This window comes from Paraburkholderia sp. RL18-101-BIB-B (assembly GCF_046026985.1).
In the GTDB taxonomy this organism is placed as follows: Bacteria; Pseudomonadota; Gammaproteobacteria; order Burkholderiales; family Burkholderiaceae; genus Paraburkholderia.
In genome coordinates this window covers 189298-215921 of the sequence record NZ_JARESV010000006.1, presented here as the reverse complement: position 1 = coordinate 215921, position 26624 = coordinate 189298, and the positions used below count along the sequence as shown (strand labels likewise).

The window sequence follows — 26624 nt, the reverse complement described above, 5'->3', positions numbered from 1 at the left end:
GATGCTGGACGCTCTCCCATCCACACGCGCCGGTACGCGCAGCGCGCGCCGCCGACGCTCTCCCGCAGATTCCATGGAACATCAATCCCAGTCTGATCGCGCGCGCAACGAACCGCCGCACGCCGCTTACCTCGCCTCATTGGTCGACGCCGCGCTCGAAGCGCATCAGGCCAACCGGCTCGACGCCGCCGAATCCCTCTATCGCGAAGCCCTCGTGCTCGATCCCGTCCATACGGGAGCGCTGCACTACTTCGGCGTGCTGCAATACCAGCGCGGTGATCACGACGCCGCCGCCAGCCTGATGAGCCGCGCGCTCAAACTCGACCGTCACGATGCCGCCTGCTGGAGCAACCGAGGACTCGTGGCCGCCGCGCTCGGCCATCTCGACGAAGCGATGATCTGCTACGACCAGGCGCTGCAACTCCAACCTGATTTCGCCGACGCGCACAACAACTTCGGCGTCGCACTGCAAGCGCACGGTGACCTGGACGAAGCGATCGAACAGTACCGGTTGGCGCTGGCCTCGAACCCCGCGCTGCTCGACGCGCATTTGAATCTCGGCACGGCGCTCAGCAAACTCGCGCGTTTCGACGAAGCCCTGGCGTGCTATCGCGGGGTCTTGTCGCTCGATCCGACATCGGCGGAAGCGCACTTCAACGCGGGCAATGCACATAAAGCGCGTGGCGACCAGGGCGCGGCGATCGCCAGCTTCGAGCGGGCGCTGGCGCTGCGCGCTAACTATGCGGAGGCGCACGTCAATCTGGGCAGCCTGATCGGTAAGCTCGGCGACTACGCGGGCGCCGAAGCGCATTACCGGCATGCAGTCGCAATCAAGCCGATTCCGACTCACCTCGTGTGTCTGGGCGGATCGCTCGGTGCGCAAGGCCGGCTGGACGAAGAGGAAGGTTTCTATCGCCGGGCGCTCGCGCTCGATCCGCACTACGCGGACGCGCATCAGAATCTCGCGTGGCTGTTGCTCAAGCGCGGCGACTATCGGCAAGGCTGGGCTGAATTCGCGCTGCGCTGGCGCAAGAGCGACTATGACGCAATCGCGGTGCCGGGCGTGGCCGAATGGCATGGCGGGCCGCTCGAAGGACGTCGTCTGCTGCTGGTCGGCGAGCAGGGTTTCGGCGACCACTTCCAGTTCCTGCGCTTTGCAAGCGCGCTCGCCCAACGCGGCGCGACGGTCGACCTGTGCGTGCGCGAACCGCTGCTACCTTTGGTCGAACGGATCGCGGGCGTGCATCGCGCAGTCAGCGGCAAGCCCGACGGCGAATACGATTTCTGGGTACCGATGATGAGCGTGCCGTCGTGCATCGGCATGGATCTCTCCGACATTCCCGCAGACGTGCCCTACCTGTTCGCGGATAAAGCGAAGATGAAGGCATGGCGCAAACGGCTCGGCGCGGCCGACAAATCGAAGCGCAAGGTGGGCCTCGTCTGGGCCGGCAGTCCTACATTCGGCAACGACCGCTATCGTTCGATGACGCTAACCGACCTGAGCGCGCTCGGCGAGTCGGACTACGTCGCCTGGTACGCGCTGCAGAAAGGCCCGGCGCATGCGCAACTGGCCGACGCGCCGCCCGCTTTGCGTGCCCACGATTTCACCGCCGAATTGAACAGTTTCGAAGACACGGCCGCGTTGATCATGAATCTCGACCTGGTGATCGCCGTGGACACCGGCGTCGCGCATCTGGCGGGCGCATTGGGCAAGCCGGTGTGGTTGATGTTGCCCGCCAATTCGGACTGGCGCTGGCTGGAATCGCGCCGCGACTCGCCGTGGTATCCGGGGATGAGGTTGTTCCGGCAGGCGGTGCTGGGGGATTGGGCGCCGGTGGTCAAGGAAGTGACCGAAACGCTAAAGGCCGCTATGGCTGCGTGCGCCGCGAGCAGTTTGCGGCACACGTGAGCGTCGGACTGGGCGCTTCAGATACCGCTTCCGGTGATGGCCGAACGGCCGATCCGGTTTAGAACATTTGAGTCGCTGCGTAGATCTCGTGCCGGGTTGCGATGAATCTCAACCCGCCTCCACCACAAACCCGTGCTGCCGCAAAATCTGCAGCACGCCTTTGCGGCCACCCAGATGCAACGCGCCGATCGCCACGAAAACCGGCTTGTTCGGCGCGGCGATCAGCAGCATCCGCGAAACGAAGCGGCGGTTGCGGTCATAGACGATCTTGTTGTCGATCGAATCGGAGATGCGTTTGTCGCGGGCCAGCTTTTCGGATTTCGCGGCCTGCCAGGCGGCGATCGCATCCGCATCGCCCACACGCCACAGACGGTGCAAGGTCCGCACATCCGCGACGTTTTCCGCCGGCGTCTGCACCAGATCCTGCGCCAGCATCTCGCGCTGCTGCGCGAGCGACAGTCCCGTGAACGCGCGCATCTGCTGCGACAACGTCTCCAGACCGACGATCTTGCCGCGCGTGCGGAGATAGACGTTTTGCAGTTGCGCTTCCGACCCGTACTCAGTCTGCAGGCCGGCACTCAGCGAATCGTAGGTTTCGACCAGCAGCGAAGCGAGCCACGGCCGCATCTTCTTGATGGCCTCGAGCGCCGCCGGGTTGCCGTGCAGCCGGAGGGCCAGCTTGTGCCACAAAGGCTCGGGCAGCAATCCCGGCAGACAGTCGCGCCGGCAGACGCCGTACTTCGAGACGTCGTCTTGCGAAACCAGCAGTTCGTCGGGTGACAGTTCGAGCGCCAGCGTCGGCGAGGCGGCGAGTGCGCCGAGGATCGGCGCGCGGAAAGGCTGATTGGCGGGGTAGTCGGCGGGATCGCCGACATGCAGCGTGCCCAGCACGTAGATGGTGGTCGTGCCGCGTGTCGCGACATAGAACGGCATGCGCGCCGGCTGCGCGCGCACCGGGCCGCTCGCCGTGGTGCCCGGCAAGGCAGGCGGCGCAACGGGCGGCGGATTGAGGCCCGGCAAACTCGTGCGTGGCGGCGCCGGCATGTTGGGCACCGGGAGCGCCGGACGCCCCGCCTGCGCGGGTGCATTGGCGGCCGCCCCGGCGGCATGCGCGACGCCGATCGGCCCGACGCCGGGATGAAATACGGAACAAACGCCGAAGAGCGCGGCACCGGTCAGTGCACGCGCCCTCCAGCGCCGCGTGAAAGCAGCATTCAGGCCGCCATCACGCAAGCGGCGCGTAAGACGACGCGCCGCCAACCCATCAGGCATCCACGTCCCCCACCTCCTCGGCGCGGTGACACGACACCTGGCGGCCATCCACTTCACGCAGCTTCGGTTCTTCGCTGCGGCAGCGGTCGATCACGTACGGGCAGCGCTGATGAAACGTGCAACCCGACGGCGGATTCAGCGGCGAGGGCATTTCACCTTGCAGCTTGATCTTGATCGTGCGATCCGCCTCGAAGATCGACGGCGTGGCCGACATCAGCGCGCGCGTGTACGGATGACGCGGGTTCGAGAAAATCCGCTTCTTGTCGCCGAGCTCCGCCACGCCGCCGAAGTACATCACCATCACGTCGTCGGCGATATGCTCCACCACCGAGAGGTTGTGCGAGATGAACACGTAGCTGGTCTTGAACTGCTCCTGCAGATCCATGAACAGATTCAGAATCTGCGCCTGGATCGACACGTCGAGCGCCGACACGGGTTCGTCGGCGACCACGATCTGCGGGTCGAGAATCATCGCGCGCGCAATCGCCACGCGCTGGCGCTGACCACCGGAGAACATATGCGGATAACGCTTCGCATGTTCCGGACGCAGGCCGACGGTGCGCATCATCTGCGCGATCCGTTCGGCGCGCTCGGTCACGCTTAGTTGCGTATTGATCGCAAGCGGCTCGCCGAGCGTCTGCTCGACGGTCTTGCGTGGATTCAGCGAGGCAAACGGGTTCTGGAACACCATCTGCACGCGCCGACGCAGCGCCGCGATTTTCGCGTGATCGGCGCCGGCCACGTCTTCGCCGTCGATCAGCAGACGGCCCGCGGTGGGCGCTTCGATCATGGTCAATTGACGCGCGAGCGTCGATTTGCCGCAGCCGGATTCGCCGACCACCGCCAAGGTTTTGCCGCGGTCGAGCGCGAACGAGACGCCGTTGAGCGCCTTCACCGTGCCCGACGCGAACATGCCGCGCTTGACCGTGTAGTAGCGCGCCAATTGCTCCGCGACCAACACGTGATCGCCCGCATGGTCCGACTGGCGCCGCGTTTCGAGTACTGCGTTCATCGTGCGCCTCCATGGGTGTGAACGTTGGCGTCGCCGCTCAGGTTCAGGGGTTTGATGCAGCGCACGCGCGCCACTTCAGCGTGACCTTGCATCGGCGCGAGCGCGGGCCGCGCTTTCATGCAGTCGTCGACCACATACTTGCAGCGCGGCGCGAACAGACATCCTTTGGGACGGTCGTCGCGACCCGGCACCATGCCCGGCAATGCAGCGAGCCGCACGGCGCCGACATTGTGCTCGGGAATCGCCGCCAGCAACGCTTCCGTGTACGGATGATGCGGCGCGGCGAAGATGTCGGGCACGCGGTTGGTCTCGATCACTTCGCCAGCGTACATGACCGCGACGCGTTGCGCGACCTCGGACACTACGGCCAGATCGTGCGAGATCAGCACGAGCGCCATGCCGCGTTCCTTCTGCAGCTTGATCAGCAGCTCCATGATCTGCGCCTGGATCGTCACGTCGAGCGCGGTGGTCGGCTCGTCGGCGATCAGCAGCTTCGGGTTGCAGGCAATCGCCATCGCGATCATCACGCGCTGGTTCATGCCGCCCGACATCTGATGCGGAAACGAACCAATGCGGCCTTTCGGGTCGGGAATGCCGACCTGATCGAGCAGTTCCAGCGCGCGCTTGTCCAGCGCACTACCGCGCAAGCCTTCATGCAGCTTCAGCACTTCCTTGATCTGATAGCCGACGGTGTAGCTCGGATTCAGACTGGTGAGCGCGTCCTGGAACACCATCGCGATGTCTTTGCCGATGATCTTGCGGCGTTCCTTCGCTGACGCCTTCAGCAGGTTCTTGCCGTTGAAGGTAATTTCGTCGGCGGTCACGATGCCCGGTGCGTCGATCAGACCCATCAGCGCCATCATCGTCACGCTCTTGCCCGAGCCCGATTCGCCGACCACGCCGACCACTTCGCCCGGCGCGACATCGAGGTTGATCCGGTCGACAGCGGGCAATCCGTTGAAGTTCACTGCCAGATTGCGGATGGTCAATAAGGTACTCATGTCAGGCCATCCTTTTCAGTTTGGGATCGAGTGCGTCGCGCAGCCCGTCGCCGAGCAGATTGATCGCGAGCACCGAGATCAGGATGGACAGACCCGGCATGGTGACGATCCACCAGGCGCTGTCGATGTAATCGCGCGCCGAGGCCAGCATCGCGCCCCACTCCGCCGACGGCGGTTGCACGCCGAGGCCGAGAAAGCCGAGTGCCGCGGCGTCGAGAATCGCCGACGAAAAACCCAACGTGGCCTGCACGATCAGCGGTGCGGTGCAGTTCGGCAGCACTTGCGAGAACATCAGACGCAGGGTGCCGGCGCCCGCCACGCGCGAGGCCGTCACGTACTCCTTCTGCAACTCGCCTTGCGCCGATGCGCGCGTCAAACGCACATAGCCCGGCAGCGCGACGATCGCGATTGCCAGCATCGTGTTGACGAGACCCGGACCGATGATCGCCACCACCGCGACGGCGAGCAGCAGCGACGGCAACGCGAGCAGCACGTCCATGATGCGCATGATCGGCGTGTCGGCCCACTTCTCGAAGAAGGCCGCGATCAGACCGAGCACGACGCCCGGAATCAACGCGAGCACCACCGAGACGAAGCCGATCCAGAACGACAGCCGCGCGCCGTACATCAGACGCGAGAGGATGTCGCGGCCCGCTTCGTCGGTGCCGAGAATGAACTTCCAGTTGCCGCCCTCGAGCCATGCGGGCGGAATCTTGACGAAGTCGCGGTATTGCTCGATCGGACTGTGCGGCGCGATCAACGGCGCGAAGATCGCGATGAAGATCAGCACGAGCACGATGACGCCGGCGCTGACCGCGCCACGGTTACGCGAGAAATTCGCCCAGAATTCCCGGGCGGCGATAGCGCGGCCACTCGGAGGAGTGACCGACTGGGGGACTGTATTTTGAATGTCTGCCATTTCGGTTCACCTCGTATGGCGGATGCGCGGATTCAGCACGCCGTACAACAAATCGACGACGAGGTTCACGACGATCACCAGCGTGGCGATCATCAGGATACCGCCCTGCACCACCGGATAGTCGCGCCGGCCGATCGCGTCGATCAGCCACTTGCCGATACCCGGCCACGAAAACAGCGTCTCGGTCAGCACCGCGCCCGCGAGCAGCGTGCCGACCTGCAGACCGATCACCGTCACCACCGGAATCAGCGCATTGCGCAATGCATGCACGACGATCACGCGCCCCGGCGACAAGCCCTTCGCGCGCGCGGTACGGATGTAGTCCTCACGCAGCACTTCGAGCATCGACGAGCGCGTCATGCGCGCGACGACCGCCAGCGGAATCGTGCCGAGCACGATGGCCGGCAGGATCAGATGGCTCAGCGCGGACTTGAACGCGCCTTCGTCGGTGGACATCATCGCGTCGATCAGCATGAAGCCGGTCACGTGCGGAATGTCGTATTCGACCGCGATGCGGCCGGACACCGGAGTCCAGCCGAGCTTCACGGAGAACACCATGATGAGGATCAAGCCCCACCAGAAGATCGGCATCGAGTAGCCGGTCAGGGCCGTGCCCATCACGCCGTGATCGACCACCGTGCCGCGCCGCAACGCCGCGAACACGCCCGCCGGCAAGCCGACGATCAGCGCGAACAGCATCGCGCAGATCGACAGTTCGACGGTAGCGGGAAAGCGTGCGAGGAATTCGCCCATCACGCTGGTGTTGGTGATGATCGAGGTGCCGAGGTCGCCGTGCAGCGCGCGCCCGATGTAGTGGACGTACTGCATCGGCAGGGATTCGTCGAGCCCGAGCCGGTGCATCGCGGCGGCGTGCATGGCGGGATCGACGCCGCGCTCGCCCATCATCACTTCGATGGGGTCGCCCGGTATCAGGTGAATCAGCGCAAACGCGAGGATCGTGATGCCGATGAAGGTCGGAATCACCATGCCGATGCGGCGCAAAACAAAGCGGAACATGGTTCGTCCCTATGGTCTTGGTGAAGAAAAAACGCAACCGGCGACGAGGGCTCGTGACCCCGGTCGCCGGACCATTTCGACCAGTTTTCTAACCGTGCGAAAAGCGTACTGCGCGAATTTTACGACTAGCTTGACGAATTACTTGATGCTGACGCCATCGAAACGCGCGTAGCCGAGCGGTTCGATGCGCATGTCCACCACCTTCTTGCTGACAGGCTGGTACACCGTGGAGTGAGCGATCGGCGAGAACGGCAGTTGCTGCGCGAAAATCTGCTGCGCCTGCATGTAAGCCGTCGTGCGCGCGCCCTGATCAGACGTGACGCGACCCTTCTGGATCAGGTCGTCGAACGGCTTATAGCACCACTTCGAGAAGTTGTTGCCGTTCACCGCTTCGCAGCCGAGCAGCGTGCCGAGCCAGTTGTCCGGATCGCCGTTGTCGCCGGTCCAGCCAATCAGCATCGTGTCGTCCTCACCTGCGTGAGCGCGCTTGATGTACTCGCCCCACTCATACGTGACGATCTTCGCCTTCACGCCGATCTTGGCCCAGTCGGCCTGGATCATTTCCGCCATCAGGCGGGCGTTCGGGTTGTACGCGCGTTGCACCGGCATCGCCCACAGCGTGATGTCGAAGCCGTTCGGGTAGCCAGCCTTCGCCAGCAGGGCCTTGGCCTTGTCGGTATCGTAAGACGCGCTCTTCAGGTTCTTGTCGTACGACCATTGGGTCGGCGGCATCGGATTCGTGGCAGCCTGGCCCGCGCCCTGGTACACCGAGTCGATGATCGCCTTCTTGTTGATCGCCATGTCGAGCGCCTGACGCACTTCGACCTTGTCGACCGGCTTGTGCGTCACGTTGTACGCGAGGTAGCCGAGGTTGAAGCCCGGTTGCGACGGCATCGCGATGTTCGCTTCAGCCTTCAGCGGCGCGATGTCGGCGGGACGCGGATAGCTCATCACCTGGCATTCGTCGCGCTTGATCTTCTGCACGCGCACGCCGGCGTCCGGCGTGATCGAGAAGATCAGCTTGGAGATCTTCACCGTGTTCGGCTTCCAGTAATCCGGATTGCCGTCGAAGCGGATCGTCGCGTCCTTCGTGTAGCTGCGGAAGATGAACGGGCCCGTGCCGACCGGGAACTGGTTGATGTCGGCGGCCTTGCCGGCTTTCATCAACTGGTCGCCGTATTCACCCGAGAGAATCGACGCGTATTCCATTGCCAGATTCTGGATGAACGGCGCGTTGACTTCCTTCAGCGTGAACTTGACCGTGTACGGATCGACCTTTTCGACACTGGTGATCAGCTTGTCGAGGCCCATGTCCGTGAAGTACGGGAACTGGACCGGGTAAGCCTTATGAAAGGCCGAGTTCGGGTCCAGCATGCGCTGGAACGTGAACACGACGTCGTCCGCATTGAATTCGCGCGTCGGCTTGAAGAACGACGTGGTCTGGAACTTCACGCCATGACGCAGATGGAACGTGTACGTCTTGCCGTCCGCGGACACGTCCCACTTTTCGGCGAGGCCCGGTTCGACCTTGGTGCCGCCGCGTTCGAATTCGACGAGACGGTTGTAGACCGTGAACGTATTAGCCGTGAAATCGGTGCCCGTGGTGTATTGGGCAGGATCGAAACCCGCAGGGCTGCCTTCTGAGCAGTAGACCAGGGTTTTGTTCGGAATCTCAGCGCGCGCGACACTTGCGCCCACCATCGATGCCGCTGCAGCTGCGACGAGCGTCGTAACACGCGCGGCGCGCAACAGATTGTTTTGCTTCATGTTTCCTCCAGGTTCGTGGCCGGCTCCCGCCGGCGTAGCGCGATATTACTTGAGCTTGGCTCACAGCACCAAGCGGAGGAAATTCCAGGTGTATCGATCGGAGTTACCGCTTTAGCGATTACTCCGATCCCACGCAGCGTGGACGATCGGAAACCATTCGGGCATAAGGGCCGCCGCACGCCGGCGCTGGCCGGAGCATGCGGCTTTAGAGGGTCATCTCAGCAAAAAACGGCCCGCGGGCCTTATTTCAGACCCACATTCATGAATTGCGTCGGGCCGAACGGGTCGATCTTGAAGCCCGTGACGTTCTTGCTGATCGGCTGATAGACCGTGGAGTGGGCGATCGGCGTGAACGGAACCTGATCCTTGAAAATTTCCTGGGCTTCCGTATAAGCCTTGGTGCGCTCAGGCAGAGCGGTCGTGCCACGGCCCTTTCTGATCAAATCGTCATAAGGTTTGTAGCACCATTTGGAAAAGTTACTGCCGTTGACCGCGTCGCAGCCCAGCAATACGCCGAGCCAGTTATCCGGATCGCCATAATCGCCGGTCCAGCCGATCAGCATGGCTTCATGCTCGCCGGCATGGCCGCGGCGAATATATTCGCCCCATTCAAAGGTGGCGATCTTCACCTTGACGCCGATCTTCGCCCAATCGGATTGCAGCATTTCCGCCATCAGCCGCGCATTCGGGTTATAAGGCCGTTGAACCGGCATGGCCCACAGCGTCAAATCGAAGCCGTCCGGATAACCCGCCTGTTTCAGCAGCGCTTTGGCTTTTTCGGTGTCGTACGGGGCGTCCTTCAGATTCTTGTCGTAGCCCCACTGGGTCGGCGGCATGGGGTTGGTCGCCGCCTGGCCCGCGCCTTGATACACCGACTCGATAATCGCTTTCTTATTGATCGACATATCGAGCGCGCGGCGCACCAGCACGTTGTCGAGCGGCTTTTTGGTGGTGTTGTAGGCGATATAGCCGAGGTTGAAACCCACCTCGTTCGGCATGACGAGCGACGCATCGGTTTTCACCGTCGGAATATCGGCGGGACGCGGATACGACATCACCTGGCATTCGCCGCGTTTCAGTTTCTGCAGACGCACGGCCGGATCGACGGTAATCGCGAATATCAGCTTGCCGACTTTGACGACGCCCGGCTTCCAGTAGTCGGGATTACCGTCGAAGCGAATCGTGTCGTCTTTCGTATAGCTGCGGAAAATAAATGGGCCAGTGCCGACCGGATATTGATTGATATCCGGCGCTTTACCCGCTTTCAATAACTGATCGCCGTATTCCGCCGAGAGTATCGAGGCGAACGGCATCGCGATCTGTTGTAAAAACGGTGCGTCGACTTCCTTCAGCGTGAAACGCACCGTGTACGGATCGACCGCTTCGACCTTCGTGATGTTCTTGGCGAGGCCCAGATCGGTGAAATACGGGAACGGCACCGAGTACGCCTTGCGGAACGGTTGCTCCGGATCGAGCATGCGCTGATAGGTGAAGACGACGTCGTCCGCATTGAATTCGCGCGTCGGCTTGAAGAACGCCGTGGTCTGGAACTTCACGCCGTGGCGCAAATGAAACGTATAGGTCAGCCCGTCCGGCGACACGTCCCATTTCTCGGCGAGACCCGGCTCGATATCCGTGCTGCCGTGCGCGAACTCGATCAGGCGGTTGTAGACCGTGTACGACCCCGCGCTGAACTCGACGCTGGTGGTGTATTGCGCACTGTCGAAGCCCGCCGGACTGCCCTCGGAGCAGAACACGAGGGTCTTGTCAGGCAGCTTGGCCGCGTCGGCGACGGCGGGCGAAAACCCGGCGCTCAAAACCGCACAGACGCTCAACGCCGGAAGGCAGGTTTGGCGAACTGCAAACAGCAACTTGGATACCGTCATCACGTTCTCCGCACAGCAGCCACGTCAGCTGCGCTTTGATCATAGACAGCACAAAAATCGGGTTCAATGCGGGCTTACGCGCCGCAAGCTTGGGTCGGGCAGGCGTGTTTGTTGCGCCGCAGCAGCCGTTGCGACGATTGTGCCAGCGTCGGATTGGTCATTCCGGCTTCATTCACCTGACTCGCATGGCATTTGCGGCGCGAAAAAAAACCGCACGGCTGCGTCAGCCGCGCGGTTTCGTCTCGACAACGTGATAGGAGCTTAAACGCCCAACCGTTCGCAGATCGCTTTGGTCGCTGCGGCGCCGTTCAGCGTGTAGAAGTGCAGACCCGGCACTTTGGCGTCGATCAGACGCCCGCACAGGTCGGTCACCACATCCAGCCCGAACGCGCGAATCGACTCGCGGTCGTCGCCGAAGCTTTCCAGGCGGCGCGCGATCCAGCGTGGCACTTCAGCGCCGCACATCTCCGAGAAACGCATCAGTTGCGAGAAGTTCGTGATCGGCATGATGCCCGGCACGATCGGCACATCCACGCCGAGTTTTTTTGCGTCGTCGACGAAACGGAAATACGCGTCCGCGTTGAAGAAGTACTGCGTGATCGCCGAATTGGCGCCGGACTTCACCTTGCGGGCGAAGTTTTCCAGATCGTGACGCGGCGAGCGCGACTGCGGGTGGTATTCCGGGTAGCCGGCCACCTCGATCCAGAACCAGTCGCCGAACTCGGCACGAATGAAGCTCACCAGTTCCGACGCATAGCGCAGCTCGCCGACTTCGCCCATGCCGGACGGCAGATCGCCGCGCAGCGCGACGATATGGCGAATGCCATGCGCGCGGTATTCGTTGAGAATAGCGCGCAGGCTCTCTTTCGACGAGCCGATGCACGACACGTGCGGCGCCGCTTCGAGCCCTTCCTTCGCCATATCGACGACGGTATCGAGCGTGCCCTGTTGCGTCGAGCCGCCGGCGCCGAACGTGACGGACACGAACTTGGGCTTGAGCGTGGCGAGCTGGGCGCGTGTGGCGCGCAGCTTGTCGACGCCTTCCTGCGTTTTAGGCGGGAAGAATTCGAATGAAAGTTCGATCGGGTTCATGATTCAGTGGGTCAACCGAGACTGCGGTTGCCAAAAATAAGCGCGGACAGCAGCCACGAAACGATGCTGTACAGGATCGAGCCGAAGAACGCCGACCAGAAACCCGACACTTCAAAGCCCTTCAGCAGCGACGCGCACAGCCAGAAGCACAGCGCATTGACCACCAGAATGAAGAGTCCGAGCGTGAGAATCGTGACGGGCAGCGTCAGCAGAATCAGCAATGGCCGCAGGATCGTGTTGATCAACCCGAGCACCACCGCGACGATCAATGCGGTGCCGAAACTGCGGATATGAATCGACGGCACGAGGTAGGTGATGATCAGGAGCGCAAGCGCGTTGATCAGCCAGGTCAGCAGCACGGTCATGTAGAGCTCCTTTGGCAGGATGTCCGATAACGGGAAAAAGCGCGCAACGGAGAGCGGCAGGCGGGCATGGCGAACAAAGCGGCGCATGATGCGCCGCCCTGTCGTCAAACTGTCATGCTGTCAAACCGCCTGCAGCGCGCTTAATAGCGGTAGTGGTTCGGCTTGAACGGACCGTTCTTGTCGACGCCGATGTAGCCGGCCTGATCGTCCGACAGCACGGTCAGGTTCGCGCCGATACGCGCCAGATGCAGGCGTGCGACCTTCTCGTCCAGATGCTTCGGCAACACGTACACCTTGTTCTCGTACTTCTTGCCTTGCGTGAACAGTTCGATCTGCGCGAGCGTCTGGTTCGTGAACGAATTCGACATCACGAACGACGGGTGGCCCGTCGCGCAACCCAGGTTCACGAGACGGCCTTCAGCCAGCAGGATCACGCGCTTGCCGTCCGGGAAAATGATGTGGTCGACTTGCGGCTTGATGTTGTCCCACTCGTACTGACGGGTCGATGCCACGTCGATTTCCGAGTCGAAGTGACCGATGTTGCAGACGATCGCGTTGTGACGCATCGCCTTCATGTGGTCGTGGCCGATCACGTGGTAGTTGCCGGTTGCCGTCACGAAGATGTCGGCCTTGTCCGCCGCGTATTCCATCGTCACGACACGGTAGCCTTCCATCGCCGCCTGCAGCGCGCAGATCGGATCGATTTCGGTAACCCACACCGTCGCGCCCAGACCGCGCAACGATTGCGCGCAGCCCTTGCCCACGTCGCCGTAACCGGCAACCACGGCGATCTTGCCCGCGATCATCACGTCGGTCGCGCGCTTGATACCGTCGACCAGCGACTCACGGCAGCCGTACAGGTTGTCGAACTTCGACTTGGTGACCGAGTCGTTGACGTTGATGGCCGGGAACGGCAGGCGGCCTTCTTTTTCCATCTGATACAGGCGGTGCACGCCGGTCGTGGTTTCTTCCGTCACGCCCTGGATGTGTGCGAGGCGCGTGGAGTACCACGTCGGGTCGGCGTCCAGATGACGCTCGATCGACTTGTACAGCGCGACTTCTTCCTCGTTGGTCGGCTTCGAGATCACCGAACGGTCTTTTTCAGCCTTCGAGCCGAGGATCAGCAGCAACGTGGCGTCGCCGCCGTCGTCGAGGATCATGTTGGCGAATTCGCCGTTCGGCCATTCGAAAATGCGGTGCGAGAATTCCCAGTACTCGTCGAGCGATTCGCCCTTGAACGCGAACACCGGTGTGCCGGCCTTGGCGATTGCCGCGGCGGCATGATCCTGAGTCGAGAAGATATTGCACGATGCCCAGCGCACGTCCGCGCCGAGCGCGGTCAGCGTCTCGATCAGCACGCCGGTTTGAATCGTCATGTGCAGCGAACCTGCGATGCGCGCGCCCTTCAGCGGCTGCTGCGCCTTGTACTCTTCGCGCGTCTGCACGAGACCGGGCATTTCCGTCTCGGCGATGTTGAGTTCCTTGCGGCCCCAGTCGGCAAGCGACATGTCGGCAACAACGAAATCCTGGGAATTTTTGGAATCGATAACTGCGGCGTTCATCACGCCCTCCTTTCTAAGAAATTGACTAGAAATTTGACGTGAGCGCGGTTCGATGCGGTGGATGGGAAAGCGCTATGCGCATCCGAGCCCTCCGATTGAAGTCTCCGAGCCTGGCGGGCAGCCGGCGAATAGCCTGATTCGCGGTACCCGTCGCAACGCTCCTCGGCGACGAACGGCGATTGTAGCAAATCGAGATGGCTTCGGGGCGCGCGCGTTTTCTCGGGTTTCGTGTGTGCGCAAAGCCGACGCGATGGATGCCGCGTGACTTACGACGCGGCAGTCTCCGCCATCACGTTAGCCGCGCGCAATTGCGCGATGCCTGCGCGCGCGGTGTCGACGAACTGCCTGGAAACACGGAACGCTTCAGCGACATCGGCGGGATCCGGAATCTGCAGTCCGAGTGCGATGCGGAAATAGCGTTCGGCGTGAATCCCCGCGTGGTAATGCATGCGCACGCGCTTCACGTCATTCAGCCGCCGGTTACCGAATATATCGCGCAACGCCCACGACAACGCGCCGTCTTCGCCGCCTATACGGCGAAACGCATCGTCCATTGGAAAGCCGCCGAGTGCGAGGTACACGGCGCGGCGAATGGACAGGCCGCTCGGCACCGTATTGCTGAGCGTCGCCGCGTGCGCGGCGAAGTCGGGATGGGCCGTGAGGTCGCGCGGAAAATCCGCGTACTCGACGTCGAGCCGCACGGACACGTCCTTCGGGTTTTGCGCGAGGAATGCACTCGCGGCGGAGAGTGCGCCGGGAAGGTATTCGTCGTCGGCGTCGAGGAAGGCGATCAGGTCGTGCGACGCATGCATCGCGCCCCAGTTGCGCGCTCGCGCCGCGCCGCCGTTGTAAGGCATTCGTAGCAGACCCACGCGCGCGTCGACGCGGCCGATTTGGGCCACGATGTCCGCGGAGGCATCGGCCGAGCCGTCGTCCACCACGGTGATCTGTGCGGCTTCAGGCTGAATCCGGCAACTTTGCAAAGCACGCGCGAGCGTCGCCGCGCCGTTGTAGCAGGGAATGATGATCGAAATGGGCGTCATGATGAACGGGCGTGATGGCGGGTCGGCGGTGGAGATCCACAAATGTTATGCCGTTCGCGCGCCGTTCCATCTTGAAATGGGTGCGACGTCTTCTCCTCGGCGCAGAGCCTGACTTCGACCGAACACAACGACCGCGATTGTCGACCGCGACGCCGGCGCGCAACCATCCCGACCGCTCCGCACGACCTTCTGCAATATAAACATATTGACTTACAATCACTGAGATCATTCCAATTTGGAATTCTGGAGCCTGAGATCGTGGAACTACGTGCGCTGCGGTATTTCGTCGAAGTGGTGCGTCAGCAAAGTTTCACCGTCGCCGCCGAGCAGATGTTCGTCACGCAGCCGACCATCAGCAAGATGGTCAAGTCGCTGGAAGATGAAATCGGCTCCCCGCTTTTGCTGCGCGACGGGCGCCAGATGGTGCTGACCGATGCCGGCCGGATCGTCTACCAGCGCGGTCAGGACGTGCTGGCGGCGCACGCGCAGTTGCAGGCTGAACTGAACGATCTCGACACGCTCGGCCGCGGTCAACTCACCATCGGCATTCCGCCGATGGGCGGCTCGCTCTTCACGCCGGCCATCGCCGCGTTTCGCCAGCGTTATCCGAAAATCGAACTGAAGCTGTTCGAGCAGGGTTCACGCGCCATCGAGACCGCGCTGATCAACGGTGAACTGGACTTAGGCGGCGTGTTGCAACCGGTCGACCCGGAAAATATCGACGTGCTGCCCATGACGCGCCAACTGCTATGGCTGGTCGCGCGCACCGGCTCTAGCTGGGACGATCTGCACGAGGTGCCGCTCGCGCAACTCGCCAACGAGCCGTTCGTGTTTTACGGCGAAAGTCTCGCTCTCAATGATGTCGTGCTGAACGCGTGCCGTACCGCCGGCTTTGCGCCGACCATCGTCGGACGCAGTGGGCATTGGGATTTTATGGCGGCGCTGGTGCTTGCCGGTGTCGGCATCGCGCTGTTGCCGGCGCCGTATTGCCGGCGTCTCGACCCCGCGCAGTTCACTTGCCGGCCGGTGGTGGAACCGGAAATTCCGTGGGAAATGGCAATCGGCTGGCGCCGCAATGGTTATCTGTCGCACGCCGCGCGCGCGTGGCTCGAGGTCGCCCGTGAGGCGTTGCCCGGTCAGGCCGGCGACGATTTCATGCTTGGGCCGGGCATCGGCGTGACCGGCATCACGACGCCGTTTCCGACACCGCCCGCCAAATGACACGACGATGCCGCCCGACGTGAACCGGGCGGCATGTCTCGCATGCTTGGTCCTGGCCGTGCTTACTATTGCGCAACGAACTCGATGCGGCGGTTGGCGAAGCGGCCGCTCGCCGTGTCGTTGCTCGCGACCGGACGCGCTTGACCGTAGCCTTGCGCCATCAGCGATTTAGCCGGCACGCCCGTCTTGACGAGATAGGCGCGCACCGCTTCCGCACGTTGCTTCGACAATTGCAGATTCGCCTGTTCGCCGCCGACGTTGTCCGAGTAGCCCGCCACTTCCAGCCGTGCTGTCTTGCCGTTGCGCGCGCAGGCGTTCAGCACGCGCGCCGACTGGTTCAGATCTTCCACCGCCGAAGCAGGCACATGCGCGCTGGCGCTCGCGAAGTTGATCACCTGCAGGTTCAGCACCTTGACCACGTCTGCTGTGACGCACGGACTATCCGGCGTGAGCAGGCTCTTGATCGCGCCGCGGAAGTTCTCGTTGGCATCGGCGACGGCGTGCGCGAGGTCGAACGAACCGATCTGATACGACGTGCCGAGCAGCGACTTCAGTTCGTCGAGCAAGCCGAGCTTCTTGTCCGCTGCGGTGCCGCTCAGTTCGATCTGCGTGCCAATCACTTTCACTTCCGCGCCGGGCAGCGACAGCAGCGGCAACAGGCCGTCGAAATGGACCAGCCAGTCGGCCGGCTTAGTGGCCGGATCGACCGTGATGTTCGGGACGAAATTGTATTGACCGAGGCGCTTGGTCAACTCATCCATGAATTGGGTCTTTTCGGCTTCGCTGCCGACGGTGGCCGTGAGCGTCGGTTTGCCGGCGACGTCGACGGTGAAACTGAGCTGGCTGTCCTGGGTCGGCGCGGGTGCGGCGGCTGGTTGGTGCGCGTCGCTTGCGCCGCTCGCTGAACTCGCGGGCATCAATGCGCTGGCTGCCGACGCCAGCACCGCCGCATCGCTGGCGGCTAGCACGGCACCTGAAGCCTGAACCGGCGCCGATGCCGCCGGTATGGTGATCGCCGCTTCGGAACCGCCGCGCCCGTCGGCGCGGCCGACGCTCTGCTGGCTTTGGCAGCCGCGCAGAAACAGAAAGGCCAGCACCGCCGCGACGACCGCGAGCAGCCACCACAGCCACGTGTGCGAATGGCGTTCTTCGCGCACCACAGCGTCCACAGGCACGTGGACGTTCGACAACGCGTCGGCCACCGGCTTGGCCGCGGGCGTCGGATGATCGATATGCGACGAAACGGCCTTCAACTGCGCCAGAATGTTGCCGACAAACGCGCCAAGGCCGCTCAGGCCGAGCGTGGCCATCAACCGGTCGTTCAGATAAGGCGCAATGACCGGCAGTTGATGACCGAGCAGCGTGGGCAATTGCCCGGCATTGCCCTGACCTTCAAGACAATGCCGCTTCAGCAAGCCAAGCAGGGTTGCACCGACGATGCCCGTCATGGCATGCGTGGCGTGCGCCGGCACCCCGGTTTGCGAGGCGACCTCATCGCTCAGCGCGTCGACGGGGCGGTCCAGCGCCCGTTCGAGCAATTGCCGCCCGGCCATTTCCAGTTGGCTCACGCCGTTCGTGCTGCCAACCAGATGCGGCAACTGTTCGGCGATATGGCCGTTCACCTCCGGCGAGAGAATCGTAGCGAAAAGCGAACGCGCGCCGTCAAGCGTCGCGCCCTTTTGCATCAGGCCCGCGATGAGCGACGGCGCCGTGGTGGCCAGCACCTTTTGAGTCGCGTCCGGCGGCAGCCCGAAGCGCCCCGCTAGCTGCCGTACGACACCGTCCGTCATGGCGGACTGAATCAATTGAATTGCGTTGATGCTCATCGCTTCGCTTCCTGGAGTTCCCGAACGCGCCACCTGACGCGCTGCTTTTTGCGGCGCGATTATAGGTTTCGGGAAATCTCATAAACGAAACGGCACAATTTATGACGAATTGGCAGACGTTCACCCAATTTGTCTCATATTTAGCAGCATGAAATGAAACGTCGCCGAAAGCTCAGGCGGTATTCGTCGCCACGCCAGCTCTGCCGAGCGACGCCATCTTCAGGTCCGCTTGCGACTCGCGACGCGCCGCCGCGATCAGATCGGCCGCGCGTTCACCGATCATCACCGTCGGCGAATTGGTATTGCCGCCGATCAGTGTGGGCATCACCGAGGCATCGACGATCCGCAGCCCCGTGACGCCTCGCACCCGCAATTGCGGATCCACCACCGAGCGCGCGTCGCCGCCCATCCGGCACGTCGCCACCGGGTGATAGATCGTGTCGGCATGCTCGGCGATCGTGCGGCGCAACTCGGCGTCCGACTGGCCGGGATGCGTGTACAACTCGCTGCCGCCATGCAGCGCGAGCGACGGCGCATCGAGAATGCGCCGCGCCATCCGCGCGCCGTCCATCAGCAAATCGAGATCGCGCGGATCGCTGAAAAAGCGTGGGTCGATCACCGGCGCCGTGCGCGCATCGGCGTTTGCCAGCGTCACCGTACCGCGGCTATGCGGCCGCAATACGCACACGTGCAGCGAATAACCGTGGCCCCAATGCATATGACGGTTGTGATCGTCGACGATGGCCGCACAGAAATGCAGTTGCACATCCGGCCGGTCGAGCGTCGGATTGCTCTTCAGAAAGCCGCCCGCCTCGGCGACATTGCTCGACAGCATGCCGCGCCCGTGGCGCATGAACGTGACGAACTGCGGCAGCATCCGCGCGATGCCGCGAATCGAAAACCCGGTCGGTTCGATCGACGAAACCTGTTTGTTGATGGTGAAATCTATGTGGTCGGTCAGGTTCTGGCCCACCTCCGGCGCGTCGTGCAGCACGGCAATGCCGAGCGATTGCAGATGCGCCGCCGGTCCGATGCCCGAACACATCAGCAGTTGCGGCGAATTGAACGCGCCCGCGGCGAGCACCACCTCCGCGCGTGCTTCGAGCGTTTGCGTGCGGCCGCCGCGCACGATCTCCACGCCGCTCGCGCGCTTGCCGTTGAAGGCCACGCGCAGCACCGTCGCGTCGGCAATCGTGTGCAGGTTGGGACGCTCGCGGTCGTAGATATAGGCGCGCGCCACGCTACAACGGCGTCCGTCGCGCTGCGTCACCTGGTAGAAGCCGATCCCTTCCTGATCCTCGCCGTTGAAGTCGCTATTCGGTTTGTATCCGGCTTCCATTGCCGCCTGCACGAAACGGCGCGAAAACGGATTCTGATAACGCAGATCGGAGACGGTGAGCGGGCCGCTGTCGCCATGCCATGCGTCGGCGCCGCGCTGGTTGCCTTCGGCGCGGCGGAAATACGGCAGCACTTCCGCCCATGACCAGCCTTCGCAACCCAGTTTCGCCCATTCGTCGTAATCGAGCGGATGGCCGCGCGTATAGATCATCGCGTTGATCGCGCTCGATCCGCCGAAGCCGCGCCCGCGCGGCTGATACCCCTGCCGTCCGCCGAGCCCCGGCTGGGGCGTGGTCAGATAACCGTAGTTGGTCTTGAGTTTGTGCGGCACCACGGCCGCCACGCCGACCGGCATGTTGACGAACAGATTGCGGTCCGTGTGCGGGCCGGCTTCGATCAGGGCGATCGTCGCGTCCGGGCAGTTATCCGCGAGACGGCTCGCCAGCGCGCAACCGCCCGAACCTGCACCGACGATGATGTAGTCGTATTGCATCCGCTCCTCCTGATGGGCGCGCATTGCTCGCGAACCCTGTCACGTGCACACTTGTCTACGTGCGCTTTACCGGCATTGTAGGGAGCGTTCGGATAGCGCGGCGGGTTCGCGTCAGAGCGATTCCTCTAAACGGAAGCGGCGCCGCGACTCTATGATAAAAGACGCGCAGCGCCCGCCGCGCGGCCGCGCACGGCATTCAAACACGGCGCCGTACGCGCCGTCCTCTCGGCCCGCGGCACGACACGCGGCGATCAAACAGCGCACTGCCGACCGACGCCGGCGAGCATGCGTCGAACGGAGACAGCAGATGGAACGGCACAGCTTCGGCCAGACTCACGAGGTGACCAATCAGGTTCCACCGCTGGCGGACTACAACCTGTTTTCCAGCGACGCCGCGTTGTCGGCCGCCCTCGAACGCGACGGCGCCGGGTGGCATCGCGGCGCGTTGCTGCAGCACGGCGCGGCGCTCACCGCGCCGGACACGCTGGCGCTCGCCGAACTCGCCAACCGCCATTCGCCTGAATTATTCACGCACAGTCCACGTGGCGAGCGCATCGACGCGCTGGAGTTTCATCCTTCGTGGCACACGCTGCTTTCGCTCCTGCGCCGCGAAGGTCTGCACGCGCTGCCGTTTTCCGATCCGCAACGCGGCGCAATGGTTGCACGCTGCGCCGGCTACTTCCTGCATGCGCAAATCGAATCCGGTTCGCTCTGCCCGCTGACGATGACCTTCGCGAGCATCCCCGTGTTGCAACGCGAACCCGCGCTATTCGCCACGTTGCGCGACAAGCTCTACGCGCGCGAGCACGATCCGCGCGACGTGCCGCTCAAGCTGAAAACCTCCGCGATGATCGGCATGGGTATGACCGAAAAACAGGGCGGCTCGGACGTGCGCAGCAATCAGACCCGCGCCTATTCCACCGCCGGCAGCGGCCGCGGCGCCGCCTACCGGCTCGTCGGCCACAAGTGGTTTTTCTCCGCGCCGCAGTGCGACGCGCATCTCGTGCTCGGCCGCACCGACGAACACGAAGGCCTCTCGTGCTTCTACGCGCCGCGCTTCGCGCCGGACGGCCGCAAGAACAACGTGCAGATCCAGCGCCTGAAAGACAAGCTCGGCAACCGCTCGAATGCGAGCAGCGAAGTCGAATTCCTCGACGCGTTCGGCATCATGATCGGCGACGAAGGACGCGGCGTGCCGACCATCATCGAAATGGCGAATTACACGCGGCTCGATTGCGTGATCGGCAGCGCGGCCTTGATGCGGGCGGCGCTCGTGCAGGCCATCCACCACGCGCGCCATCGCAGCGCGTTCGGCCGGCATCTCGTCGATCAGCCGCTGATGCGCAACGTGCTCGCCGACCTGGCTTTGGAATCGGAAGCGGCGACGGTGCTGTTCATGCGGCTCGCGCGCGCTTTCGAAGAGTCCACCGACGCCGCCTCCACCTCGCTTGCCGAGCGCGCGTGGCGCCGCATCGTCACGCCCGCGGCGAAATACTGGGTCTGCAAGCGCGCGCTGGAATTCACCGGCGAGGCGATGGAAGTCTGGGGCGGCAACGGCTACGTCGAAACCGGTCCGATGGCGCGCTTCTATCGTGAAGCGCCCGTGAATTCGATCTGGGAAGGTTCCGGCAACGTGATGTGCCTCGACGTGCTACGCGCGATGGAGCGCGAACCGGAAGCGGCGCAGGCGTTGTTCGCCGCATGGCAAGCGGACGCGCAAGCGCATCCGGCGTTGAGCGCCGCGCTCGGCAAACTCGCCGCTACGCTCAACGGACCGGCCGAGCACCGCGAACCCTCGGCGCGGCGGATCGCGCAGCAGGTCGTGCTGATCGCTCAGGCGACCTTGCTTCTCAAACATGCGCCTGGCGAAGTCGCAGAGCCATTCATTGCCACGCGTCTTGCCGACGGCTGCGGTGAGAGCGGCCGTGTGTACGGCACGCTGCCGGCCACGTTCGATCACGCGGCGATCATCGAACGGGCTTTTCCCGCCTGACGTTCGGCACGCCGCGAAGCAGCACGAGCACATCCAATAAAAGCGCGACGCGCAACGATATCCGTCAGGGAGTGGACACATGAAGAACGATCTACCAGAGGTCGTCGCGCTCGAAGCGCTGCTGCGCGATCAGCGCCACGCATATCTGCGTACGCCGTATCCGTCGTGGGAGACACGCGCCGCGCATCTGAAAGCGCTGCGCAAAGTCATGCTCGACAATCGCGACGCGCTCGCCGACGCGATGAACCTCGACTTCGGCAATCGCGCGAAGCAGGAAGTGCTGCTCGCCGAATTCCTGCTGGTGAAAGAAGAGATCAACGGCGCGCTGAGACACGGCAAGCGCTGGATGAAACCGCAGCGCCGCAGCACCAACAAATGGCTGCTGCCGGCGCGCGCGAAAGTCGTGCCGCAGCCGCTCGGCGTGGTCGGCATCATCGTGCCGTGGAATTATCCGGTGTTGCTCGCTGTCGGACCGCTCATCAGCGCGTTGACCGCCGGCAATCGCGCGATCATCAAAATGTCCGAACTGACGCCACGCACCTCGGCGCTGTTCGAGCAGTTGATCGGACAGACCTTCGCACGCGATCACGTCGCGGTCGTGAACGGCGACGCCGCGCTCGCCGCCGCGTTCAGCGCGCAGCCCTTCGACCACTTACTGTTCACCGGTTCGACCAAGGTCGGCCACGAAGTGATGCGCGCCGCCGCCGAGCATCTGACGCCGGTCACGCTCGAACTGGGCGGCAAGTCGCCGGCCATCATCGGCGCGCACGCGCGCTTCGACAACGCGGTGGACAACCTCATCGCCGGCAAGACACTCAACGCGGGACAAACCTGCGTCGCGCCGGATTACGTACTGGTGCCGCGCGGCAAGGAGCAGGCGTTCATCGAACGGGCGCGTGCGCGGATGACGAAGATGTACCCGAACTTCGCCAACAATCCGGATTACACCTCGATCATTTCAGAGCGCCACTTTGCGCGCCTCGAACGTCTCGCCGACGAAGCTCACGCCGCCGGGGCGCAACTGCACGCGCTCACCGACAGTTCACCCGATGCAACAAGCCGCCGCTTCCCGCTGATCGCCGTCACCCACGCGCCCGACGAATGCGCGCTGATGCAGGAGGAAATCTTCGGGCCGCTGCTGCCGGTCGTGCCCTACGACACGCTCGATGACGCGATCGCATGGATCAACGCCCGGCCGCGCCCGCTCGCGCTGTATCTTTACGCCGACGACGCCGCCACGATCGACCGCGTGACGCACGAAACCATCGCCGGCGGCATGGCGATCAACGAAACGCTGATGCATCTGGCGTGCGAAAGCCTGCCGTTCGGCGGCGTCGGCGCGAGTGGAATGGGCGCGTATCACGGCTACGAAGGCTTCGTGACTTTTTCGAAGATGAAGCCGGTACTGACGCAGGCGCGTCTGAACGCCCGTGGCTGGATTTCACCACCGTACGGCAAACGGGTGAACGCGCTGCTGAAACTGATGATGCGGTTCTAACGTTCAGCGCGCCGCCGGGCCGCCTTCGATCTCGGTGGCCTCCACGTCGATGACGTCTTGCGCGTCGACACTCGCGGCTTGCGGCGGCTCGTTCTCCGCGCCGCTTTCCAGCCGATGCAGCCACGCGAGCATTTCCGCCACCGCCTGGTAAAGCTGCGGCGGAATCCGCGCGTCGAGATCCACCTGCATCAGCAGGGAAACCATTTCAGGCGCCTCGTGCACATATAGGCCGGCCTCCTTGGCGCGCTGCACGATCATCTCGGCCAGCATGCCGTAGCCTTTGGCGATCACGCGCGGCGCGGGATCGCCGCCTTGGGCGTCGTAGACGAGCGCGGCCGCGCTGCGGCGATGTTTGCGACTCATCTCACATGTCCCAATCGAAATCGTCGAGCGGCGCGGGTTCCGTGCGGCTGGTTCGCGCCGTGCGGCGCACGCCCGTGGTTCGGTTCGTTGCCGAACCGGCCGCACCGCCCGCCTCTGCCGAACTGCCCGCCGAAGCCGACCGCGCATACGCCGACGCTGCCGCCTGAGCGGCCGCCGCACCCGCTGCATTCGCGGCGCTGGCGGGCGCGCCGCCGCCGATCTCGCGAATCGTCAACCCATTCAATTGGATGCCCGCCGCCGCGAGCCGCTGACGGAAACTCTCGCCCTGCATCGCAAGGCGCGCGGCGCCGTTGGGACTCGCCTGCACGCGCGCGACGAGCCGCGTGCCGGTCAGTGTCAGTTCCGCGTCGACGGTGCCGAGCGTCGGCAACGACAGCGTCAGGCGGGTGCGCCACGGCTGGTCGTCTTCGCTCGCCGAGCCGCCGCCGCTGCGGTCCCATTCATCGCCGTCCTGTTCGATGGTCCAGTCGAGTTTGGCGCCCGGCCACGCTTCGCCGGTCCAGCGAAACTGCCCGGTCGCGAGCAGATCGAGCTGCTGACGCACCAACGGCACGGTCGCGGGATGAACCGCGGCGGCCATCGACTGCGAATTCTGCGAGGCGCCGCCGTCGACGGTTTGTGCCGCCGCGCTATGCAGGCTCGCACGCGTGGGTTGGCCGTTCAGGTCGGACAGGGAACTGGCCAGCACCTCGCCGGCCACGAAACGCGCGGCTTGCGCGTTAGGAATCGAGGGCGCCCCGCGAGCGGCGGCGCCGGCGTCCGGCGCGCCGCTGTTCGATGAACCATTCGGCGCCGCGCCCGTGCCTTGGCGGCCGGACGGATTGGCGGGGGCCGCCTCGCCGCCGTCGTTCGCCCAGTCGAGCGGCAGTTGGGCGGCAGCGGCCACGAGTTTGTTTTGCGCTTCGCCCGCGAGCGAAGCGGGCGAACGCTGGCCCGCCAGCCATTGCGCGAGATGCGCTTCGTAGAAGAGGCCACTGTCGCCGACGGTCTGTTCGAGCGCGGCCGCGAGCGCCGCGACCGGCACCTGGGCCGCCGCCACATTGGCGGTGGCCGCGGTTCCAGCGGCATTGGGATTGGTGGCGGAAGCAGCGGAACCCGTCGCAGCCGCGGACGTGTCGAACAACGGCAACGCACCGACTTCGACGTCGAGCGCGGGCGCGGCCGGCCAGATCGGCGTCTGGCCGATCACGGCGGACGTCGCCTCGCCGCCCGAGCGCACGATCGCGTTGAGCGTCAGCGCAACAGCGGACAGCGCGGTCTGGGCGGAAGGCTGCGGCGCGGGCGTCTCAATGAGCGCCGGCATGGTCGGCGCGGTTTCGACGCCCGCCGTGCCGGCCTGCGAAGCAGCCGCACTGCCTGGCGCGATGTTGAGCAGACTGTCGATCCGGCTCGCGAGCACCGAAGCGACAGCCGTGTCGATTCCGTTCATGCCGATTCCTTGGTCACATTGGCGGCGTCGCGCTCAAATAAAGTCAGTCGGCCGGATGGATAGAGGCGCCTCTCGGCGCGCGCGGCAAATCTCAGCGCGCTCCGTACAGCTCCTTGAGCACGCGCGTCGGCCGTCCGGCGAACAGCGCGGACAGATTGGCCATGCGCGGATTCGCCAGATCGCGGATCGCAGCGTCGTCGGCGAGGATCTGGCGGATCAGCGCGTATTTGCGCAGACGCTCCGATTCGTCGAGCTTCACCCCTGTTTCGGCGTCTTTCAAGCCGTCCACCAGATGGCGGTATTCGTCTTGCAAGTGGACCAGATCGATCCACAGTGCGCGCCGGGCAGCCATCAGCATGCGGCAGGAAATCGCTGCAATCGCCTCATAACGGGCGAAGTATTCTGCGTTCGATGTCATCTCATGCTTTCCGCGGCGGGCTGGGCTGCCATCCGCGCGATCTCCGGGGCAATCCCGATCCATGCCTCTTCGAGTGTGGCCAGAAGACCATCCACCTCGACCAGCATCGCCTCGCTTTGTTTTATGTTGGCTTCGAGCAACCGGCGCGACATATAGCTATATAGCGCGTTCAACCGCTCCGCAATCTCACCGCCCGCCTCGAGGTTGAGCGACTGTTGCAGCCCGCTTTCGACGATCTGAATCGCCTTGCCGATCGCCTCTCCGCGCGCCGGCACATTGCCCTGTTGCAGGTGCATGCGCGCTTGCGCGATCGCCTGCCGGGCGCCCTGATACAACATCACGATCAGACGATGCGGACTCGCGCCCATCACCCCTGTCTCGACGCCGACGCGTGCGTACGCATTGGCTCCAGAGTGTCCTGGGGAAAACATCGGCGCTCCTCCTCTCTTGCACTGCGGTTGGTCGTGGCACCCCATCCGGGCACGTTGCCGCACCCCGATCTCTGCCTGTACCTGGTTATCGGATAGGCAGCGGGAAAGCTTTAGGCCAGTGTAAGGAGGATTAAGGGGCCAGATGGCGTGGCCCTCGAGGGCCGCACGGCGCGCACGGCGCGCACGCGTTCGGGCGGGCGGAACAGCCTTGCCGCCCGAGCCGCGTTCACACCGACATCTGCATGATGTCGTTATAGGCGGACACCAGCTTGTTGCGCACCTGCAGGCCGAACTGGAAGCCCACGTTGGCCTTTTGCATATCGACCATCACGTCGTTCAGCGACACGTTCGACGAGCCGAGTTCGAACGCCTGCGATTCGCCGACCGCCTTGGTCTGATCGCCGCTGATCTTGTCCAGCGAAGCTTTCAGCGCCGAGGCAAAACCGGTGGGCGTAGCCGCGCCGGACGTGTCGGCCGCGGCATTACTGCCGCCGGCCGCTTGCGCCGCCATCGACTGAATCTGTTGCAGCGCCGACGAAAGCGCGTTCACGGGGAAAGTCATGTTTTCTCCAGGAAAGGACGACCGGCATGCCAAACCGTACCGATCTGGACGAAAGCATAGCAGCGGGCCATACGGGAAAGCCCCGAAACTAGGGGGGAAACCCGGCTCTATTCAAGCAATCGGGTTGAGCCGCGCTGCGGATAATTTCGATGGTGAAAGTCTCTGTCCGTGCGCCCGCCGACCCTC

The 26624-nt window shown here is 63.8% G+C and carries 22 protein-coding genes and 1 riboswitch; of the genes, 4 read left to right on the top strand and 18 right to left on the bottom strand.

From position 1 onward, the window contains the following. Window positions 1-73 precede the first annotated feature (73 nt). Window positions 74-1909 carry a tetratricopeptide repeat protein gene (locus P0D73_RS12915; RefSeq protein WP_408312405.1) on the top strand — a complete coding sequence of 612 codons (1836 nt, stop codon included), beginning with the start codon at window positions 74-76 and terminating at the stop codon, window positions 1907-1909. A 108-nt stretch (window positions 1910-2017) separates the two neighbouring features. Here the strand turns inward: P0D73_RS12915 and P0D73_RS12910 are convergent, their stop codons facing one another. From P0D73_RS12910 to P0D73_RS12860, 11 genes are all read right to left on the bottom strand, one after another. Beyond that, on the bottom strand, window positions 2018-3181 hold the full coding sequence (locus P0D73_RS12910; protein WP_408312408.1) for a TraB/GumN family protein: 1164 nt from the start codon (window positions 3179-3181) through the stop codon (window positions 2018-2020). Then, window positions 3174-4193 (bottom strand): peptide ABC transporter ATP-binding protein, encoded by a 1020-nt coding sequence (locus P0D73_RS12905; protein ID WP_132376635.1) that lies wholly within the window; start codon window positions 4191-4193, stop codon window positions 3174-3176. Before P0D73_RS12905 ends, P0D73_RS12910 begins: the two co-directional genes overlap by 8 nt. After that, entirely contained in the window at window positions 4190-5194 is a 1005-nt protein-coding gene (locus P0D73_RS12900; protein ID WP_132376634.1) for an ABC transporter ATP-binding protein, read from the bottom strand. The genes P0D73_RS12905 and P0D73_RS12900 overlap by 4 nt, the downstream gene beginning before the upstream one ends. A 1-nt stretch (window position 5195) precedes the next feature. Beyond that, a complete protein-coding gene (locus P0D73_RS12895) occupies window positions 5196-6113 on the bottom strand; it encodes an ABC transporter permease subunit (RefSeq protein ID WP_106284839.1) in 918 nt (305 codons plus the stop codon). 6 nt (window positions 6114-6119) lie between these two features. Beyond that, window positions 6120-7130, bottom strand: coding sequence for an ABC transporter permease subunit (locus P0D73_RS12890; RefSeq protein WP_091798153.1), 1011 nt, complete (start codon window positions 7128-7130; stop codon window positions 6120-6122). Window positions 7131-7268: 138 nt separating this feature from the next. Continuing rightward, window positions 7269-8897, bottom strand: coding sequence for an ABC transporter substrate-binding protein (locus P0D73_RS12885; protein ID WP_116118485.1), 1629 nt, complete (start codon window positions 8895-8897; stop codon window positions 7269-7271). 242 nt (window positions 8898-9139) lie between these two features. Further along, window positions 9140-10783 (bottom strand): ABC transporter substrate-binding protein, encoded by a 1644-nt coding sequence (locus P0D73_RS12880; RefSeq protein ID WP_408431565.1) that lies wholly within the window; start codon window positions 10781-10783, stop codon window positions 9140-9142. Window positions 10784-11044: 261 nt separating this feature from the next. After that, window positions 11045-11875 carry a methylenetetrahydrofolate reductase [NAD(P)H] gene (gene metF / locus P0D73_RS12875; protein WP_132376631.1) on the bottom strand — a complete coding sequence of 277 codons (831 nt, stop codon included), beginning with the start codon at window positions 11873-11875 and terminating at the stop codon, window positions 11045-11047. An 11-nt stretch (window positions 11876-11886) separates the two neighbouring features. Then, window positions 11887-12240, bottom strand: coding sequence for a phage holin family protein (locus tag P0D73_RS12870; RefSeq protein ID WP_132376630.1), 354 nt, complete (start codon window positions 12238-12240; stop codon window positions 11887-11889). Between the two features lie 140 nt (window positions 12241-12380). Beyond that, window positions 12381-13802, bottom strand: coding sequence for an adenosylhomocysteinase (ahcY, locus tag P0D73_RS12865; RefSeq protein ID WP_132376629.1), 1422 nt, complete (start codon window positions 13800-13802; stop codon window positions 12381-12383). Window positions 13803-13835: 33 nt separating this feature from the next. Further along, window positions 13836-13972, bottom strand: a riboswitch (S-adenosyl-L-homocysteine riboswitch). A gap of 96 nt (window positions 13973-14068) precedes the next feature. Then, window positions 14069-14845: a glycosyltransferase family 2 protein gene (locus tag P0D73_RS12860; protein ID WP_408431563.1), complete on the bottom strand. Its 777-nt coding sequence runs from the start codon at window positions 14843-14845 to the stop codon at window positions 14069-14071. A gap of 258 nt (window positions 14846-15103) precedes the next feature. Here P0D73_RS12860 and P0D73_RS12855 point away from each other — a divergent pair, with 258 nt between their 5' ends. Beyond that, a complete protein-coding gene (locus tag P0D73_RS12855) occupies window positions 15104-16066 on the top strand; it encodes a LysR family transcriptional regulator (protein WP_408312422.1) in 963 nt (320 codons plus the stop codon). 65 nt (window positions 16067-16131) lie between these two features. Here P0D73_RS12855 and P0D73_RS12850 read toward each other — a convergent pair whose 3' ends face one another. Together P0D73_RS12850 and P0D73_RS12845 are read right to left on the bottom strand one after the other, a co-directional pair. Continuing rightward, on the bottom strand, window positions 16132-17892 hold the full coding sequence (locus tag P0D73_RS12850) for an OmpA family protein (protein ID WP_408312425.1): 1761 nt from the start codon (window positions 17890-17892) through the stop codon (window positions 16132-16134). Window positions 17893-18064: 172 nt separating this feature from the next. Continuing rightward, window positions 18065-19723: a GMC family oxidoreductase gene (locus tag P0D73_RS12845; RefSeq protein ID WP_408431561.1), complete on the bottom strand. Its 1659-nt coding sequence runs from the start codon at window positions 19721-19723 to the stop codon at window positions 18065-18067. Between the two features lie 307 nt (window positions 19724-20030). Between P0D73_RS12845 and P0D73_RS12840 the strand changes: the two genes are divergently transcribed. Next, complete coding sequence (locus P0D73_RS12840) at window positions 20031-21716, top strand: isovaleryl-CoA dehydrogenase (RefSeq protein ID WP_408431559.1); 1686 nt, start codon at window positions 20031-20033, stop codon at window positions 21714-21716. A 79-nt stretch (window positions 21717-21795) separates the two neighbouring features. Next, window positions 21796-23214, top strand: a complete 1419-nt coding sequence (locus P0D73_RS12835) for a coniferyl aldehyde dehydrogenase (protein ID WP_408431557.1) — start codon at window positions 21796-21798, stop codon at window positions 23212-23214. Window positions 23215-23217: 3 nt separating this feature from the next. Here the strand turns inward: P0D73_RS12835 and P0D73_RS12830 are convergent, their stop codons facing one another. The 5 genes from P0D73_RS12830 to fliE form a co-directional block, all read right to left on the bottom strand. Then, the gene (locus tag P0D73_RS12830) at window positions 23218-23577 is read right to left on the bottom strand and encodes an EscU/YscU/HrcU family type III secretion system export apparatus switch protein (RefSeq protein ID WP_132376623.1); all 360 of its coding nucleotides are present in this window, start codon (window positions 23575-23577) and stop codon (window positions 23218-23220) included. A gap of 1 nt (window position 23578) precedes the next feature. Beyond that, window positions 23579-25027: a flagellar hook-length control protein FliK gene (gene fliK / locus P0D73_RS12825; RefSeq protein WP_408431555.1), complete on the bottom strand. Its 1449-nt coding sequence runs from the start codon at window positions 25025-25027 to the stop codon at window positions 23579-23581. Window positions 25028-25118: 91 nt separating this feature from the next. Beyond that, window positions 25119-25445 carry a flagellar protein FliT gene (locus tag P0D73_RS12820; RefSeq protein ID WP_408176441.1) on the bottom strand — a complete coding sequence of 109 codons (327 nt, stop codon included), beginning with the start codon at window positions 25443-25445 and terminating at the stop codon, window positions 25119-25121. Then, window positions 25442-25876 carry a flagellar export chaperone FliS gene (gene fliS, locus P0D73_RS12815; RefSeq protein WP_007179925.1) on the bottom strand — a complete coding sequence of 145 codons (435 nt, stop codon included), beginning with the start codon at window positions 25874-25876 and terminating at the stop codon, window positions 25442-25444. The genes P0D73_RS12820 and fliS overlap by 4 nt, the downstream gene beginning before the upstream one ends. Before the next feature lie 226 nt (window positions 25877-26102). Beyond that, window positions 26103-26438 (bottom strand): flagellar hook-basal body complex protein FliE, encoded by a 336-nt coding sequence (gene fliE / locus P0D73_RS12810; protein WP_132376619.1) that lies wholly within the window; start codon window positions 26436-26438, stop codon window positions 26103-26105. Between the last annotated feature and the right edge of the window lie 186 nt (window positions 26439-26624).